The sequence below is a fragment of the Aromatoleum diolicum genome, assembly GCF_012910955.1.
Taxonomy (GTDB): domain Bacteria; phylum Pseudomonadota; class Gammaproteobacteria; order Burkholderiales; family Rhodocyclaceae; genus Aromatoleum; species Aromatoleum diolicum.
In genome coordinates this window covers 1-14,111 of the sequence record NZ_WTVQ01000042.1, presented here as the reverse complement: position 1 = coordinate 14,111, position 14,111 = coordinate 1, and the positions used below count along the sequence as shown (strand labels likewise).

16 protein-coding genes are annotated in these 14,111 nt (G+C 63.1%); 12 read left to right on the top strand and 4 right to left on the bottom strand.

Going from position 1 to position 14,111, the window contains the following annotated elements; genetic code table 11:
• Nucleotides 1–25: 25 nt before the first annotated feature.
• A complete protein-coding gene (locus GPA25_RS19030; RefSeq protein WP_169261978.1) occupies nt 26–706 on the bottom strand; it encodes a hypothetical protein in 681 nt (226 codons plus the stop codon).
• Nucleotides 703–1,218: a PFGI-1 class ICE element type IV pilus protein PilL2 gene (gene pilL2 / locus GPA25_RS19025; protein ID WP_169261977.1), complete on the bottom strand. Its 516-nt coding sequence runs from the start codon at nt 1,216–1,218 to the stop codon at nt 703–705. Before pilL2 ends, GPA25_RS19030 begins: the two co-directional genes overlap by 4 nt.
• A gap of 597 nt (nt 1,219–1,815) precedes the next feature.
• Between pilL2 and GPA25_RS19020 the strand changes: the two genes are divergently transcribed.
• The 9 genes from GPA25_RS19020 (at nt 1,816) to GPA25_RS18980 (ending at nt 10,207) form a co-directional block, all read left to right on the top strand.
• Nucleotides 1,816–2,283, top strand: a complete 468-nt coding sequence (locus tag GPA25_RS19020) for a hypothetical protein (protein ID WP_169261976.1) — start codon at nt 1,816–1,818, stop codon at nt 2,281–2,283.
• A 2-nt stretch (nt 2,284–2,285) separates the two neighbouring features.
• Complete coding sequence (mobH, locus tag GPA25_RS19015; RefSeq protein ID WP_211163218.1) at nt 2,286–4,376, top strand: MobH family relaxase; 2,091 nt, start codon at nt 2,286–2,288, stop codon at nt 4,374–4,376.
• Nucleotides 4,377–4,551: 175 nt separating this feature from the next.
• Nucleotides 4,552–5,451: a ParA family protein gene (locus tag GPA25_RS19010; RefSeq protein ID WP_169120244.1), complete on the top strand. Its 900-nt coding sequence runs from the start codon at nt 4,552–4,554 to the stop codon at nt 5,449–5,451.
• Nucleotides 5,426–6,955, top strand: coding sequence for a ParB family protein (locus GPA25_RS19005; protein ID WP_246265866.1), 1,530 nt, complete (start codon nt 5,426–5,428; stop codon nt 6,953–6,955). The genes GPA25_RS19010 and GPA25_RS19005 overlap by 26 nt, the downstream gene beginning before the upstream one ends.
• Before the next feature lie 38 nt (nt 6,956–6,993).
• On the top strand, nt 6,994–7,548 hold the full coding sequence (locus tag GPA25_RS19000; RefSeq protein WP_169261975.1) for an STY4526/YPO1902 family pathogenicity island replication protein: 555 nt from the start codon (nt 6,994–6,996) through the stop codon (nt 7,546–7,548).
• 97 nt (nt 7,549–7,645) lie between these two features.
• The gene (locus GPA25_RS18995) at nt 7,646–8,107 is read left to right on the top strand and encodes a hypothetical protein (protein ID WP_169120246.1); all 462 of its coding nucleotides are present in this window, start codon (nt 7,646–7,648) and stop codon (nt 8,105–8,107) included.
• An 83-nt stretch (nt 8,108–8,190) separates the two neighbouring features.
• Nucleotides 8,191–9,264: a PFL_4669 family integrating conjugative element protein gene (locus tag GPA25_RS18990; protein ID WP_169120247.1), complete on the top strand. Its 1,074-nt coding sequence runs from the start codon at nt 8,191–8,193 to the stop codon at nt 9,262–9,264.
• Nucleotides 9,265–9,281: 17 nt separating this feature from the next.
• Nucleotides 9,282–9,722 (top strand): hypothetical protein, encoded by a 441-nt coding sequence (locus tag GPA25_RS18985; RefSeq protein ID WP_169261974.1) that lies wholly within the window; start codon nt 9,282–9,284, stop codon nt 9,720–9,722.
• Between the two features lie 68 nt (nt 9,723–9,790).
• A complete protein-coding gene (locus tag GPA25_RS18980) occupies nt 9,791–10,207 on the top strand; it encodes a single-stranded DNA-binding protein (RefSeq protein ID WP_169261973.1) in 417 nt (138 codons plus the stop codon).
• A 70-nt stretch (nt 10,208–10,277) separates the two neighbouring features.
• On the opposite strand, the gene GPA25_RS18975 is transcribed toward GPA25_RS18980, so the two are convergent.
• Together GPA25_RS18975 and GPA25_RS18970 are read right to left on the bottom strand one after the other, a co-directional pair.
• Complete coding sequence (locus GPA25_RS18975) at nt 10,278–10,907, bottom strand: RES family NAD+ phosphorylase (RefSeq protein WP_343035009.1); 630 nt, start codon at nt 10,905–10,907, stop codon at nt 10,278–10,280.
• Between the two features lie 34 nt (nt 10,908–10,941).
• The gene (locus tag GPA25_RS18970; protein WP_169261971.1) at nt 10,942–11,697 is read right to left on the bottom strand and encodes a hypothetical protein; all 756 of its coding nucleotides are present in this window, start codon (nt 11,695–11,697) and stop codon (nt 10,942–10,944) included.
• Between the two features lie 213 nt (nt 11,698–11,910).
• On the opposite strand from GPA25_RS18970, the gene GPA25_RS18965 reads away from it, so the two are divergent.
• Genes GPA25_RS18965 through GPA25_RS18955 form a run of 3 tightly spaced genes read left to right on the top strand, consistent with a single transcriptional unit; the run spans nt 11,911 to nt 13,997 of the window.
• Complete coding sequence (locus tag GPA25_RS18965; RefSeq protein WP_246265864.1) at nt 11,911–12,474, top strand: RNA polymerase sigma factor; 564 nt, start codon at nt 11,911–11,913, stop codon at nt 12,472–12,474.
• A gap of 13 nt (nt 12,475–12,487) precedes the next feature.
• Nucleotides 12,488–12,877, top strand: coding sequence for a hypothetical protein (locus tag GPA25_RS18960; RefSeq protein ID WP_211163217.1), 390 nt, complete (start codon nt 12,488–12,490; stop codon nt 12,875–12,877).
• A gap of 22 nt (nt 12,878–12,899) precedes the next feature.
• A complete protein-coding gene (locus tag GPA25_RS18955; protein ID WP_169261970.1) occupies nt 12,900–13,997 on the top strand; it encodes a metallophosphoesterase in 1,098 nt (365 codons plus the stop codon).
• Nucleotides 13,998–14,111: the final 114 nt, after the last annotated feature.

Below are 14,111 nucleotides of genomic sequence, written 5' to 3'. Positions count from 1 at the left end.
GTCGCCTGCTCATATGAACCCCGCTTCAGTCGTGAACCCCAGCCGTGGCGGTACTTCCGTCAGGGAGGCGGAATTGGACTTGTCGGGCGCGCGCGTCAATTCGCTGGATACGGGCGACCCCGACTGTGTCGCCCTCGCGGTAGAACGTGAAGTGGCCGTCGGCGTCGCCAATCGCAACGGAAGAATGATTGGCCCAGCTATCAACCGACACGATTACCGGCAGACTGGGCTTCGGTGGCGCCGTCTGCTTGACGCGCGGAGGACGTTGAATCGCGGGACGCTGCGGTTGATTCAGTGCGTCGAGCCGCGAACGCATTTGAGCGTTGGCGTCGGAAAGTGCAGTTAGGGAGGTGGTGAGTTCCGTTGTGGTCGTGATCAGACCATCAACCCGTTGAGCCAATTCGATGATGCGTTCTTCAACGCTGTCCAGGCGAGCGGCGGCGTCGGCCCCCTGCGCCAGGGGGGGATCGGACAAGGAAAGGGGCGTTGGCGGACTGGCACTTTCGTCCAGCAACTGGGCTTGCGGGAGCGCCTCGGTCGTGGCCGGCACACGGAGAAGGTGGAGCGCTGAAAGCGCGATACCGGCAATGACAAAAAGGATAATCAGGCCGAATACGACTCGGCGATGATCCGGGTGAAGACGAGGCGGGAGCTGGGCGGCTTGGGCGGCGCCGTCTTGCGCAAGTGTGGCTTGGGACATGCTCATTGCGGCGGCTCCGATGTGACGACGGGAAGGTTCGCCCCTCCGTCGAAAGTCGCTGCGCCGGATTCGGCTGAGGCCGGTTCGCTTCGAGGATCAGAAAGGGGCGCAGGCCGATCGAAGGGGTGAAGCCGAATAGCCAGGGTGCGATGCACCGGGGAAGCGTCGACCTTGTAGGCCTCGCCGACGAGAAGCTCGAGGATGGTCAGTGCGCGATAAGGGCCCAGTTCGCGATGGGCTTCAGGCAAGGGCAGCGAAAAGATCTTGCGTGCAGCCGAATCGACGGATTCGAGACGATAGCCGGTGCGGAGGAGCAAGTAGTCGACGGCATCGCCCACGGTGCGCACGTGGTCGCGCGGAAAGCGCACGATGGCGATGGCCGCCAGCGGATTCAGCTCGGAGGCCTCGAGCGTGATCGAAGTCGTCGTGTATCGGGCGAGGCGGACTTCGTCGGAAGACGCCGCCGCCCACGACGAGCCAACCGTCAGAAGGAGAGCGATTGCGACAATGCGATGCATTGAGTGCTCCGTCGGGTGGAAAGGCACTCCCACCGTGTAGGCGGTGGGGGTGCGGCCTGTTGTCAGCGGCCAGTCACGGAGCAGAGTGTGGCGAGGGCGTTTGTGTGGTGCAGGTGTGAAATCGGGAAAGATTGCGCGGCTTTATGCTTGCAAAGTGGTTAATACAGTGATAGAGAAAAAGGCGGCGAGCAAAAGGGGGCGGCCCGGCGGCGGGCCTTCGCGTAGGGGGTACGGGCCCAACCCGAAAGGGCGCCCAGCCCCTGCAACTCGGGCTGGGCGAAGGATTTACCGGTAGGGGAGGCCTTGCGGCCAAGGGTTACCGGATAGGGGGCGGGAGCCTGCCCGGGCAGGCTCGCGAAAGGGCCGTAGCACACCGTCAACCTTATGCCCAGCGAAAAGTCCGGGAATTTGGCGCGGATTTTCGAAGGACGGAAAGGGCGGGTGTGCTGCACGCTTGGGGAGCGGACGGTCGAGGAAGCAGCGGCGAAGTGGTGCCGAAGCCTACGTACGACTAAAGTATGGATGCAGCGATGGCGGCTCACCCCAGCCGATTGATGCGCGAAGAAAAAGAGAACTGAGCATTTTGCTGGAGGTGAAATGCTGATGAACACTATGCCGCCGCCCATCCCGCCGCATCAGGAAGAGGCGCGGATCCAGGCGGTGGTCACCATCGGGCATTTTCTGGAGGGCCTGGGTGAACCCGGTTGGCGCACCGTCCTGTTCAGTTGGCTTGCCCAGTACGACGGGCTGGAAACGTACCTCTACGCAGAGGACGATCCGATCATTTCCGTGCGAAACCTTCTCGCCCGCTACGTTGAAACCCTGAAACCCGCTGAGCCAGGGGAATTGACGGCCGATTTGTCGGATCTGCCGTTTTGTCGCTACCGGGCCAAGCGCCGCGATGGTAAGAAGTGGGAGCCGCTCTCCGAGACCTTCAGCGCGTTCTGCGAGGGCGTAACGGTTGAGGTGTGGGAGTCCGAAGACCCCTATCCGCGACGAGAGCTGCTGCAGAACTGGCTATTGACGCAGTTCTGCACAGCACAGGTCGGAAGTCGTAGGGGTTGATCATGTTGGCGGCATTGGCCGTTGGCTGTTTTCTCGCGGCGGCAGGACTGGGCGTCTGGTTGTTGTGGCCGACCATGGGCAAGATGACGGCATATCGCGCTGCGGCCGGCTCTCCGTGTCTGACTCCAGCGTCACGATCCGCGATCACGGTTGGTGACGCACGCCAGCTTGCCGCGAACCGCCAGGGATGGCTCAAGGTTCTTGATGTCGCCGCGCTGATTCAGGTGTGCAACCTGGCCGGCGCCCTGCAACAGATCCAGCGCGACTCCAAACTGAGCAATGCGGCGTGGGAGCGGGACATCGCACCTGCGATCCAGCAGTATCTGCAGTTCGTCCAACTTCTCCCGGCAAGCGAAGCCCATCATCACGCCCACCTCGGCGGTCTCGCCGCACATACCATCGAGGTCGTGTATGCGGCGGTCTGCCTCCGCAACGGCTATCTGCTACCGCGTGGGGGACCCGCGGAACAGATCGATACGCAGCGTGATCACTGGACGTACGCCGTCATCTTCGCGGCGCTCCTTCACGACATCGGTAAACCGATAACTGACCTTCGAGTGAGGCTGGCGGACCGTCCGGACGGCCCTGCGCGCCCGTGGCTTCCACTGTCGGGCGACATGCTCACGGCTGGCGCCGTGGAATATGAAGTCCGATTTGCCCCGGCAGCGGAGCGCAACTACGGCGCTCACCGGCGTTTGCCGCAGGTGCTGGCGCCAAGGATCGTCCCTGCAACAGCGCTCGCATTTCTGGCACGCGAACCTGCGGTCTTGCGCGAGTTGGACGCCGCGTGGTCCGGGGATGACGCAACCAGTGTGCTGATCGAGATCGTGCGCGGCGCGGATCAGCGTTCAGCTGCGAGCAATCTGCAGCAGGGCCCGCGCAACCAATTCGGATCTGCAACAGCCGTCCCGCTGGTCGAGCGGCTGATGGAAGCGATGCGCCGCATGCTGCGCCAAGGGGGATTGCCACTAAATCGAGACGGTGCAGCAGGTTGGGTTGCGGAGGGCGCAGCCTGGTTCGTGGCGAAACGCCTGGCTGATGCCGTACGCGAGGAGATTGCGCGAACCGACCCCGACCACGCAGACGGCGTTCCGGGCCCGAGCAAGAACGATCGACTGTTCGACACTTGGCAGGACTATGGCCTGTTGGAGCGTAATCCGGACACCGGCCAAGCGGTCTGGTACGTAGAGATCCGCGGCAACGGTTATGCGCATGAGTTTGCGATGCTCAAGTTCCCGCTCGCGAACTTGTTCGACCGGCCAGAAGACTATCCGCCCGTATTCGATGGTGTGATCGTCGTGAAGGGACCGCGCGATGCGCGCGAGAAGTGCAACAGTGACGCGCCGAAAGCCGCGGACTTAACGGATCCGAGCCGCAATCGTGACAAGCAATCCGGGCAGCGATCATCGAGACCGCGCAAGGAACTCGACGTGCCCCCGCCCAAGCCGGCACATGCTGCATCTCCTCCGCCCGAGGACGACTACCTATCCGAAGACGACTCTGCCGCTGCGGTTTCCGACGCTGCCGCACGCGCAAGCGCTTCGCGTCCAGCACTCCGGCCGGTGACACCGTATGCGCATGTGCCCGCGTTTCCAGGCGCAAGGAGCAAGACCAGTGATGCGCCCGAACCCAGTGATGCAGCCCTCCAGTTCATGGCGTGGCTGCAACAGGGTATCGCGGACGGATCCATTCCTTACAACGAAGCTGGAGCCCCTGTCCATTTTGTTCCAGAGGGAATGGCGTTGGTCTCCCCGAGGATATTTCGCGACTTCGCGACGCTTTACGGCGACGATGGCAACGGGGCCGTTCAAGCGTCATGTGCTAACGACAAACTGGGTGCCGGCATCCAGCGGCAAGTGATCAAGGCACGATGGCACGTCGTGGGGGCCGGCAATTCCAATGTTCATCACTACACGGTGCTGGGGCGCGGCGGGAAACCCGTCGGCAAGCTCGCTGCGGTGGTGATCAAGCATCCCGAGCGTTGGGTCAATCCTGTCCCGCTTCCGAATCCAAATATTGTTACGTTTTCCGAGAAGGGCGCCCGTCCGGCACAAGAGGCCCAGGCGGTGGACCGTTACATGTCGGATGGTTGACAAACATCAAGTGTTGGCCAATTCTGTTTCTTGACAGGCACATTCCATGTGGGACACAGCTCATCGCTCAGTGAGCTGGTGCCGGGGCCTCGCCCCACGGCACTTCTGCTTTTCCCATCGCTCTCCGTCCCTTTGAGAATCGCCACCGTTTCGGCTGTTTAGAACGGAGGGTTCGATGATCGTCTACAGCGTTGTATCGACGAAGGGCGGTGTCGGCAAGACAACCGTGAATGCCAATCTCGGGGCGCTGCTGGCGGACTTGGGCATGCGAGTACTGCTGATCGATGCAGACGTGCAGCCCAGTCTCAGCCGCTATTTCCCGATCGGGCGCCTGGCGCCTCATGGGCTGACGCAAATGATCAAGCAGGGGGCGCTCACTGACGATTGCATCTCGACGATCGATCTTGCGCTCGCCCCCATGCTTCCACGCGGGCAGCGGCTCAATCCGAACGGCTGCCTAGACCTCGTCGTCTCCGATGCGCCCGAGGGGACGCTGCAGGACTGGCTGGCGCCTCGCATGGATAGCGCACTTCGCATCAAGCTGGCGCTACGCAGTCCACTGCTGTCGGAGAACTACGACGTCGTGCTCATCGACACGCAGGGCGCGGTCGGTCACCTCCAGGATGCCGCGGTACTGGCTGCCGATATCCTTTTGTCACCTGTATCGCCCGATATCCTTTCCGCGCGGGAATTCCTCGACGGCACGCAGAAGTTGCTGAATCGCGTCGAAACCGCGCGCTCCTTCGGGTTTTCCATTCCGCCGATGCAGGCGATGATCTACCGGCAGGAAAACACCCGCGACTCGCGCGAGATCGCCCGAGCCATTCGCGAAGAGTATCGAAAGCTGCAATGCCGGGTCAGTGTCTTGAACACCGTCGTTCCGCATGCGGTGGCCTACAAGAACGCGGCAACCGCTCAACTCCCGGTTCACTGGATTGATCCTGGCAAGGCGTGCGACACGATGCACACGCTCCTGTGGGAACTGATTCCCAGTCTGGAGGGCAACCATGCCGGCGGGACATCGACCGGTTCAAGCGCGGAGGTGGCCGATGCATTCCAAGACACGACTGCCTGAAACGATCTCCATCAAAGATCTGGCGCAGCAAATGGAAAAGCAGGGAAAGCTTCGGTCAGCCCCGTCAGGCGGATCAAATGCTGTCGAACGGCGCGCGCTTCTCGCGGCTCACAGCCTCGCAGTGAGAAGTCCCGACGATTCAGCCGTCAGTATCAAGGCCAGTCAGGACGTTGATGGCTGGATGATGCTGCGGTGTATCGAGATCGATTGCTACGACCGCAATCCTCGAGTGAAGACCAACCCGCGCTTCGCCGAGATCCGGGCTTCGATCGAAGCGCGCGGCGGACTCGGCGAAGCGCTGTCCGTCACTCGCAGGCCAGGGGCTGATCGGTACATGTGCTACATGGGCGGCAACACCCGTCTGCAGATCGTCCAGGAGCTATGGCACGAGACGAAGGATCACAAGTACGAATGGATCCGCGTTGTCGTGCATGCGTGGGTCAGTGAGAGTGACATCATTGCCGCCCATCTGATCGAAAACGAGCTTCGGGGCGACACCACGTTTTGGGAAAAGGCCCGTGGCGTGGCGCTCCTCAAGTCCGAGCTGGAGTCGGATCTCGGAGGCCCCCTGAGTCTCCGTGCCCTTTCAGAGCACGCCAACAAGTGCGGTTTGAAGCTGCACGCAGTGACCGCCACCAACTACCTGTTTGCCGTCGACCAGTTGGCGCCTTTCGGCCCGCACCTGACCCATGAGAGCGCAGGCGCAATTCGCAGCCGTTTTGGCCACCTGGAGAAGCTTGCCGAGGCCCTCAATCTCGATCCCTACGTTCGCATGACCGGGTTCCAGCAGTTGGCGGCCGATGCGGCGACTGCGATCAATTCCGTCCGGGAGCAAGATGACCCGCCGCGGCTTACCACCGCGGAAGTGGAAAGGATTCTGTCGCAGATGAATGCCCAGTTCGCCCGACAGGCGAACTGTCCCGTTTCGGCGGTGGAGCACGCCCTGCTCGCCGTGATGGGATCGGAGAGGCAACTCTCGTCCGCCGAAATTCGTGCCCGGCTTGCCAGCGACCCGCCGCCCGAGGGGCTGATCTCGGGTGATCTCGCGATGCCCGATCACGTCGAGTCGGAGAGAGCGCTACGGACCAGCGACCATCTCGCGCCGCCGCCGCAGCAACAAGCGGCACCGATGCGGAAGCGAACGGGAAGGGGCCGCACCGACAGCGGCCAGGCCGAGAAACCTTCCTTTGCCGCGGCGCTGAACGATTTCGCCGCGCCGCTCCAGATTTCCTCATGCGTACGCTGGGATAGCGCTCAGGCGCACGGCTTCTGCATGGAGCCGCTTGCAGATATCGAGCAGTCGATTAGCGAGCCGGAAAGGCGGGCACGGCAAGCAGCGCACCGGCTGCTGGTTAGCCTGTCGGGCGGCAGTGATGCCGCCGACACCGATGCACGACACATTGTTTCGTTGCTACTGCAGCCTGCATATTGGCCCCTGATGCGAACGTTGATGGATACCTACCACCATGAGTTCCGGAAAAACGACTCGCCCGAGCGACTGTAAGCCGCTCCCGGCGGTTCCACAGGAATTGGGGTAGCGGGATGATCCCGATAAAGAGTGAACAACTACGGGTTGCCTTGCTGTCCCACCTCATTCATCTACTTGACATGGGTGAGGTCGAGACACTGCTCGATGCGGGCCTGAGTCCGGACCTCCTGGATACGCTACGCACGGCCTCGGTGAGAGATCTCAACGCGATCGCCGGCATGCCCCAGCTCGATGTGTCCGTTCACTTCGCGCCGGCAACCCTCGAGGCCGCCTATCGCCGGCACGAAGCGATCACGGAATCTCGGCAACTGATGGAGTATCACGTTCAGCATGGCGCTCATCCTCAACTGCTGGTGCATCTGTTCAAGATGACGATGGAGCAGATCCGCGAGCAGCGCGCCTTGCTGTGTCCAGAGCCCCAGGCGCGAGGTCGTCCTCCCCTCCCGAAACCGGAGGTCCGAGAGGCCGTGCAGCAGGCGTGGTCCCGAATTTCCAGCAACTACCCGCCGCAGCGGCAGTACGTGGAGTTGCATTACGTCTTTCCCGATCTTTCAATTGCGACGCTCTGGTATGTCGTCCACGAATTCGACGACTGTGAGACAGCTTGAGTCGCCCGCATCGGAGACGCCCCCTGCGGATGCTGATCGGTTCTCCACGCAAACGCATCACCTGGATTCAAACGACTCAGTAGTAAATGCATTTCCGGTGGATTCAATCGAGCCAGCGAAAAAACCTTTTCCGGTGGATTCATCAGGTCCAGATCAAGGGCCTGCGCCTGCGACAACCGAGCAACAGATCACGCTCGACGTCCTCGTGCGTTTGAACGGCGACTATCCCGCCACCGCGGTTCTGCTGGCGCTGCTCTGGCGATCGGCCGATCGAACATCGGTGCGCATCTCAAGCCGCACGTTGTCCTCATGCACCCAGCTCGGTCATCAAGTGGTCCAGCGCGCCCTGCAACGTCTCGAACAGAGTTGCCTGATCACCAGCAAGAAGATTCCACGTGCAACGGCCGCATACCAGGTGAATGTGTCGGCACTGCGCCAGCTGTTGCGCGGCCCGCTCCCGGATGCCGAGTTCATCCCCGGCTTCACGCCGATTCCAGCGCTCTCCCGCCTCCACGACGTCCCGGACGCAGGAGCGGCCACTTCAACCCACGTTACGTGAGGGAACGTCTCATGGCCTCGCCCAATTCGATTATTCCCCCGCTCGTCCGCTCCGCAGAGCTCCCATCAAGCCAACCAGGCCTCATGGATCCGATCTTTCCCGGTGGTACATCGATTCCCTTCGAGACCGATGACACTTCGCCGTTTGACGATCGGTACAGCATCGCGAAGGAGCGGGGGAAACTCCTCGACCTTATCGATTCGGAGGATCCGGATCCGACCGATCCGCGTTGGCCACGTTATGAGCTCTACCTTCAGCGCTGCGACAAGCTGAAGCAGATGGAGGCGGATTATCGGGTCACCAATGGCGCGGACCATGTCGTCGCGGCAAGCGTTGCGAGCCAGCTCCGCGACCTCGGCGGCTTGGTCGACGACGGCATCGACACGATGACGCTGCACACGAAGGAAGGATTTCGAATGTTCATGGGGCGCCGACGGGACCCGGCGGGAAAGTACAACGCAATTCCCGGAGGCAAGCGGGTTGCATCCAGCCTCAAGGCGCTCTGGACGCTGACCCGCAACAATAACCCTTATGCCGATTGGGCGCTCCTGCGCGCCGATAACCGCATCCCTGAATTGCGACGGGGACTGGATCACCAAACCCAGATCTTCGACGCTGCAATCAAGAAGAAAGCAGACAAAGGTCTCGGCTTTGCGATTCTCAAGTCGCGCGAACCGAAAGTTCTGGAACTTGGGTTCCGCAGCCCCTACGGATATGCGATTGCCGAGTTGATCGTCGAATTCGACTACTACGTCCGGGTCGTCAAGACACTCGGACGCAAAGCCATCTTCTCCGACAAGCAGGAGCACGATGCGATCCGGCAGTTCACCCGTCCGATGCGTGCCGCTTTCGAGGAGTTCATCCGGTTCGAGACGTGGCTCACCAAACCCGAATTGCTGCCGCTCAGCCGCACTGACTTCTTGCCGGGAGCCGACACCAATGCCCAAAGACGTGTCGCAGCCGTCAGCGGCATTTTTGGCACTGTGCCGCCCGGCATCTATGCCGGCCTGCAAGTCTCACGACACTCCCAGCGCCGTGTCTCAATCTCGGACACGGAGAAGGTGATGCTCGAGCGCGTGGCTAAGGAGCTTGCGGCAATCAATCAGGAAAGTGGCGCAACTGTCGATGAGCCAACTGATGAGGGCCTGGTCGACTGATTGCGAGTAGTGAGGATATGGCGCAATCCAATACTCCGGATCGTGCGGCAACCACCAGCACGTGCGACGACACACCGGCGCGTCAACAGGAGCGTGACGCAAAGGCCTTTACGGGTAGGGGCGAAGCCCCGACCGAGGTGCGGCTAGCGGCCGCGAGGGTTGACCGGATTCACCGCGCGCAAGATGACCTGTCGAGGCTGACTCGGCGCGTGCGGGGGCGCACCTTCTACCTCGCGCTCCACCGGCGCACTGCGACCGGGCAGGTGCAACTGCGCTGGCGTGCGGCAGGCCCCCGCGCCGGCCACATCCCGTGGAACGCAATCCACACCCGTTTCGCCCAACTCCCCGGGGCGCTGCGCGAGTGGTATGAGCGCACCCACCAGCGCGCCATCGAGCTCAATCAACGCGAAATCGAGGCACGCCTCGCCCTAAAGCATGCCTGGCAGCGAGATCTGTAGTATTCCGCACGACCGTGGCACCGGCGTCGGCCATCGTCGTGTTCCACCTCGACGCCAAGGAGTACAACATGCCGAACGTATTTCGCGGGAAAGGCAATCTCGGCGACACGCCCATTCTCAAGCACGTCCCCGTCAATGGCGTGGACGAGGTCGTCGCCGAGATGCGCATGTTCTTCGACGACTACGCTTACGACCAGGCCAACGACGAGTATCAGCAGGTCGGCGGATTCTGGATGAGCGTGTCGTTGTGGGGCCAGCGCGGCGAAGACGCCGCGCGCGTGCTGCGGCGAGGCGCGCGCGTCCAGGTCGAAGGCGTCCTCAAGCAGTTCATGTACTCGCCGGAGGGCGCCCCCGACAAGGTGCCCGGCTTCCAGGTGACCGCTGACGACGTCACGCTGTGCCTGGGCCGGGTCGAGCGCGCCGACTTCAAGCCCAAGCGCGAGCTCGCGGGCTCCACGAGCGAGGCGGCTGCCGACGCCACGTAAACCATTACCACTGTCTCATCCTGTTCGCGCTTAGGTCGGCCAGTCACAACCGACCCCGCGAAAACGCATTTCAGCTCTCGGTGATGATGAAGCCCGCCTGCGCGGCCGCGGCGAGCAGTGTCTGCCACCCGGGCGGCGGCTCGAAGCTCGTCCTGTCGGCGACGACCAGCTCTGCCTCGCGGACGCGGTCGCCGAAGAGCACCAGACATTGGCTTTCGTCGTGCTGGCGCGATCGCCAGATCAGGCCGTCCGCGTCAGGGCAGGCCGCATGGAGCGTTGAGGCCCAGGGGGCGGTGCGGGCATAGTGTGCCGGTCCCGGCTCGAGAAGCTGCGAGCGCATCAGTCCCAAGGCCCGCAGGTTGTCACCCTTGAGCGCGAGCAGATTCAAGCTGCGGGTCGGCCGAAGCGTCGCATAGGCGAACTGGAGGGCGCGCTTCTTCGGTACCGGAAACGGCCCGCGATGATTGGCCGGTTCGAGCCGAAACAGCGTTTCGCACAGCGCCCCGATGAGCGAGCTGCCGCCGTAGAGCGTCGGGATCGCACGCGTCGGGGGCGACAAGGTGACGAGGGGGTGGAAGCGCCCGCGTCCGTCCCCCGGATTGAAGCGCTGGGGCGGAACGTCCGTGCGATGGATGCGGTGAATGAGGGCGTCTGTTGTCCAGGTTTCCCGTTGCAGTGTGAGCCGCGGGACCTCAGCCACGGCCGGCGGCTCCGGCACGCATGCCGTCCGCCGCTCAGGCACAGAACATCGCCTGCTCGCTCTGCGCCGCCACCACGACCGCGGCGCGGTCGGCGGACCAGCAGTCCAGCGGCGCCCGACCCTCGAGCCAGTCGTTGGACGTGATGAACCAGATCGCCAGTGACCAGCCCTCATAGTCCGATTCGAGGGCGCTGATGACGTCCCGCACCTCGGGGTAGGGCTGGCGCGTATCGGAGTTGAACTGGAAGGACGGAAACAGCGTGACCCGATCGCTCAGCACGCCGAAAATCCGTTTCTCGCCAGCCCAGCGGGATGCCAAGGCATTGCGGTTGCGTGCCCGCGACTGGGCGAACTCGGCGACCTCCGCCGCCGTCCAGCCAGGGGAGCGGACCATGAATTCGGCGCGGAGCCGGGCGTTCGCATCGCGATGCTGCTCGAGGGTCGGCCCCGCATCAGCGAGGTCGCGCATGCGGGCGTCGATTGCCTGCCCCACGTCCGGATCACGGGCTCCACCGCGGAGATCGCCCCCGGGCAGACGATCGGTCCATGCCGTCAGGATCTCGGCCATGCGTGACTCGAGCTCGGCAGCGGCGTGCGCCACGACCTCCTCGACCCGGCTTTCGAGCTGACCGAGAAATTCATCGACCTCGTTAGCGAGCGGAGCTGGGCGGGTGATCTTCGTCCGCGGGCGCAGGGGCTTGTAGCCTCCGGCTGCGCGAACCCCCATGGCTCGCAATGCCGTGGCCGCCTGTCGCTTGCGCAGCTTCGTAGCAGAAAGAAGTTTCTCCATTGCCCGCTTCCTATAAAGTGATCTCCATTATAGAAGAAAGTGTCACGGCAATCATTGCTGCCGGGAATGCGGCCGGCGACAGGGACTTCCTGACCGCGGGCACATGAGCACTGCGCCAACTATCTTTTCACCACCCCACAATATCCATGCTTGGCGTTCGTCTACCCAGGCATGGACACATCGTTCTCCCTTCCTCTGCCCTGCGAAGAGACCATGCTGATGGCCGAGCAGAACCGAAGCCTGACTGAAACCATTGCCCGCGAAAGGGGGCGACTGGGAAGCTTCATTCGTCAGCGCGTGCCCGATCAGGGCGAGGCGGAGGACATCCTGCAGGATGTCTTTTTCGAACTGGTCGAGGCCTGGCGCTTGCCGGAACCGATCGAGCAGGTCGGTGCCTGGCTGTTTCGGGTGGCGCGCAATCGCATCGTGGACCGTTTTCGCAAACGACGCGAAGAACCCTTGCCGCCCGCAGGGCCGGAGGAGGGCGAGGCGGACGACAGGGCGACGCATTGGCTGGAAGACGCCATGCCGGCGAGCGATGGCGGCCCCGAGGCGGCGCATCTGCGTCGTCTGTGGCTTGATGCCATCGCGGCGGCGCTCGACGAGCTGCCGCCCGGGCCGCGCGACACCTTCATCGCCCACGAGATCGATGGTCGCAGCTTCAAGGAAATGGCGGCCGAAAGCGGCGTCCCCCTGAATACCTTGCTCGGCTGGAAGCGGCAAGCGGTCCTGCACCTGCGCGACCGCCTCCAGCCCCTTTACGACGAACAAACTTGAATCGGAAATGAGCATGATGAAATGCGCTACTGAAGGATCCGACGGCGCTTCGCGCTGCATCAAGATCGGCCTGCTGGCGGTGGCCGGCATTGGCGCCGTCAGCTGGATCGTCATGCAGTTGTGGAATGCGCTGCTGCCCGACCTGTTTGCTGGCGTCGCACGCATCGGCTACTGGCAGGCAGTTGGGGTGCTGCTCCTCAGCCGGATTCTCTTCGGCGGCCTGCGGGGCGGCTGCCATGGCCATTGGCGGGAGCGCCAGGCGCACGGGGAAAGCCTGACGCCGGAAGAGCGCCAACAGCTCAAGGGGCGCTTTGGCCGCTGGGCCAACTGCGGTTCTTCGGACAAGGCCGAAGCATCGGGGAACGGTGGCGACACCGGCGACAAATCCTCTTCCAACGCCTGAGGCCAAAGACGAAATGCGCCCCATGTCCCAGACCCGAACCGAACACCGTCCGTCGTCTGGCCAGAATGTCCTGCCGAGCCGCTTGCGTCGCGCCCTCTGGCGTATTCTGCCGCTCATCGGTGGCCTGCATGCGTACATCGGCTGGCGTCTGCTGCCGGCCCTCGACCTCAGCGCTGCCGGCCTGGCACTGGCCGTTGGCGGATTGGTGGTTTCCTCCTGCCTCGTGCCGCTCGGCCTGCTCGGTCGCTTCGTCGTGGCGCGTCAGGCGCTGGCTGACCGGCTCACCTGGTGGGGCAGTCTGGCCATGGGCTTGTTTTCCTCAGTGCTGGTGCTGACCGTGCTCCGCGATGTCATCCTGCTGATCGCCGACACACCGTCACTGACAGAGCCCACGGCAATCGCCGTCCTGGGGCTGGCCAGCCTGTTCACCCTGGTCGGCTACGTCAATGCGCGACAGTTGGCCCGCGTCGTCCGCGTGGATATCCCACTGGGCAATCTGCCGAAGGAACTGGCCGGATTCACTATCGTCCAGCTCAGCGACATTCACGTCGGGCCGACGATCAAGCGCGAATACGTCCAGGCCATTGTCGAGCGCGTCAATCAGCTCGATGCCGATCTCGTCGCCATTACCGGCGACGTGGTCGATGGCAGCGTCGAGCAATTGCGCACCCATACCGCGCCGCTGGGTGGCCTGCAGAGCCGACATGGCAGCTATATCGTGACCGGCAACCACGAATACTATTCCGGTGCCGCGACCTGGATGCGCGAATTCGAGCGTATCGGACTGCGCGGGCTGCACAACCGCCACGTCGTCGTCGCCCACCGTGGTGCCCGCTTCGTTCTGGCCGGGGTGACCGATTTTTCGGCAGGCGCGTTTGATGCCGCGCAGGCCAGCGATCCGGTTGCGGCGCTGGCCGGCAGCCCGCCCGATCTGCTGCGCATCCTCCTCGCTCACCAGCCACGCTCGGCAACGACTGCCGAAACAGCCGGCTTCGATCTCCAGCTTTCCGGCCACACCCATGGCGGCCAGTTCTGGCCGTGGAATTTCTTCGTGCCCTTGCAGCAGCCCTTTACCGCCGGCCTGCACCGGTTCGGTCGGCTGATGGTCGAGGCTGTGTAAAAACGGTCGATGTTGTATGATATCTGCATTGTTATCAGCGTGATCAGTGACCATGAAGCGCTTCGTCGAAGGTCAGAGCCGCACACAGGAGGCGCTGCTGCCCGAGAGGCTGGA

Bases quoted from the DNA above. Each gene is read 5' to 3' on its own strand.
- GPA25_RS19030 (WP_169261978.1), bottom strand. From the start codon at position 706: ATGAGCATGTCCCAAGCCACACTTGCGCAAGACGGCGCCGCCCAAGCC.
- pilL2 (WP_169261977.1), bottom strand. From the start codon at position 1,218: ATGCATCGCATTGTCGCAATCGCTCTCCTTCTGACGGTTGGCTCGTCG.
- GPA25_RS19020 (WP_169261976.1), top strand. From the start codon at position 1,816: ATGCTGATGAACACTATGCCGCCGCCCATCCCGCCGCATCAGGAAGAG.
- mobH (WP_211163218.1), top strand. From the start codon at position 2,286: ATGTTGGCGGCATTGGCCGTTGGCTGTTTTCTCGCGGCGGCAGGACTG.
- GPA25_RS19010 (WP_169120244.1), top strand. From the start codon at position 4,552: ATGATCGTCTACAGCGTTGTATCGACGAAGGGCGGTGTCGGCAAGACA.
- GPA25_RS19005 (WP_246265866.1), top strand. From the start codon at position 5,426: ATGCATTCCAAGACACGACTGCCTGAAACGATCTCCATCAAAGATCTG.
- GPA25_RS19000 (WP_169261975.1), top strand. From the start codon at position 6,994: ATGATCCCGATAAAGAGTGAACAACTACGGGTTGCCTTGCTGTCCCAC.
- GPA25_RS18990 (WP_169120247.1), top strand. From the start codon at position 8,191: ATGGATCCGATCTTTCCCGGTGGTACATCGATTCCCTTCGAGACCGAT.
- GPA25_RS18985 (WP_169261974.1), top strand. From the start codon at position 9,282: ATGGCGCAATCCAATACTCCGGATCGTGCGGCAACCACCAGCACGTGC.
- GPA25_RS18980 (WP_169261973.1), top strand. From the start codon at position 9,791: ATGCCGAACGTATTTCGCGGGAAAGGCAATCTCGGCGACACGCCCATT.
- GPA25_RS18970 (WP_169261971.1), bottom strand. From the start codon at position 11,697: ATGGAGAAACTTCTTTCTGCTACGAAGCTGCGCAAGCGACAGGCGGCC.
- GPA25_RS18965 (WP_246265864.1), top strand. From the start codon at position 11,911: ATGCTGATGGCCGAGCAGAACCGAAGCCTGACTGAAACCATTGCCCGC.
- GPA25_RS18960 (WP_211163217.1), top strand. From the start codon at position 12,488: ATGATGAAATGCGCTACTGAAGGATCCGACGGCGCTTCGCGCTGCATC.
- GPA25_RS18955 (WP_169261970.1), top strand. From the start codon at position 12,900: ATGTCCCAGACCCGAACCGAACACCGTCCGTCGTCTGGCCAGAATGTC.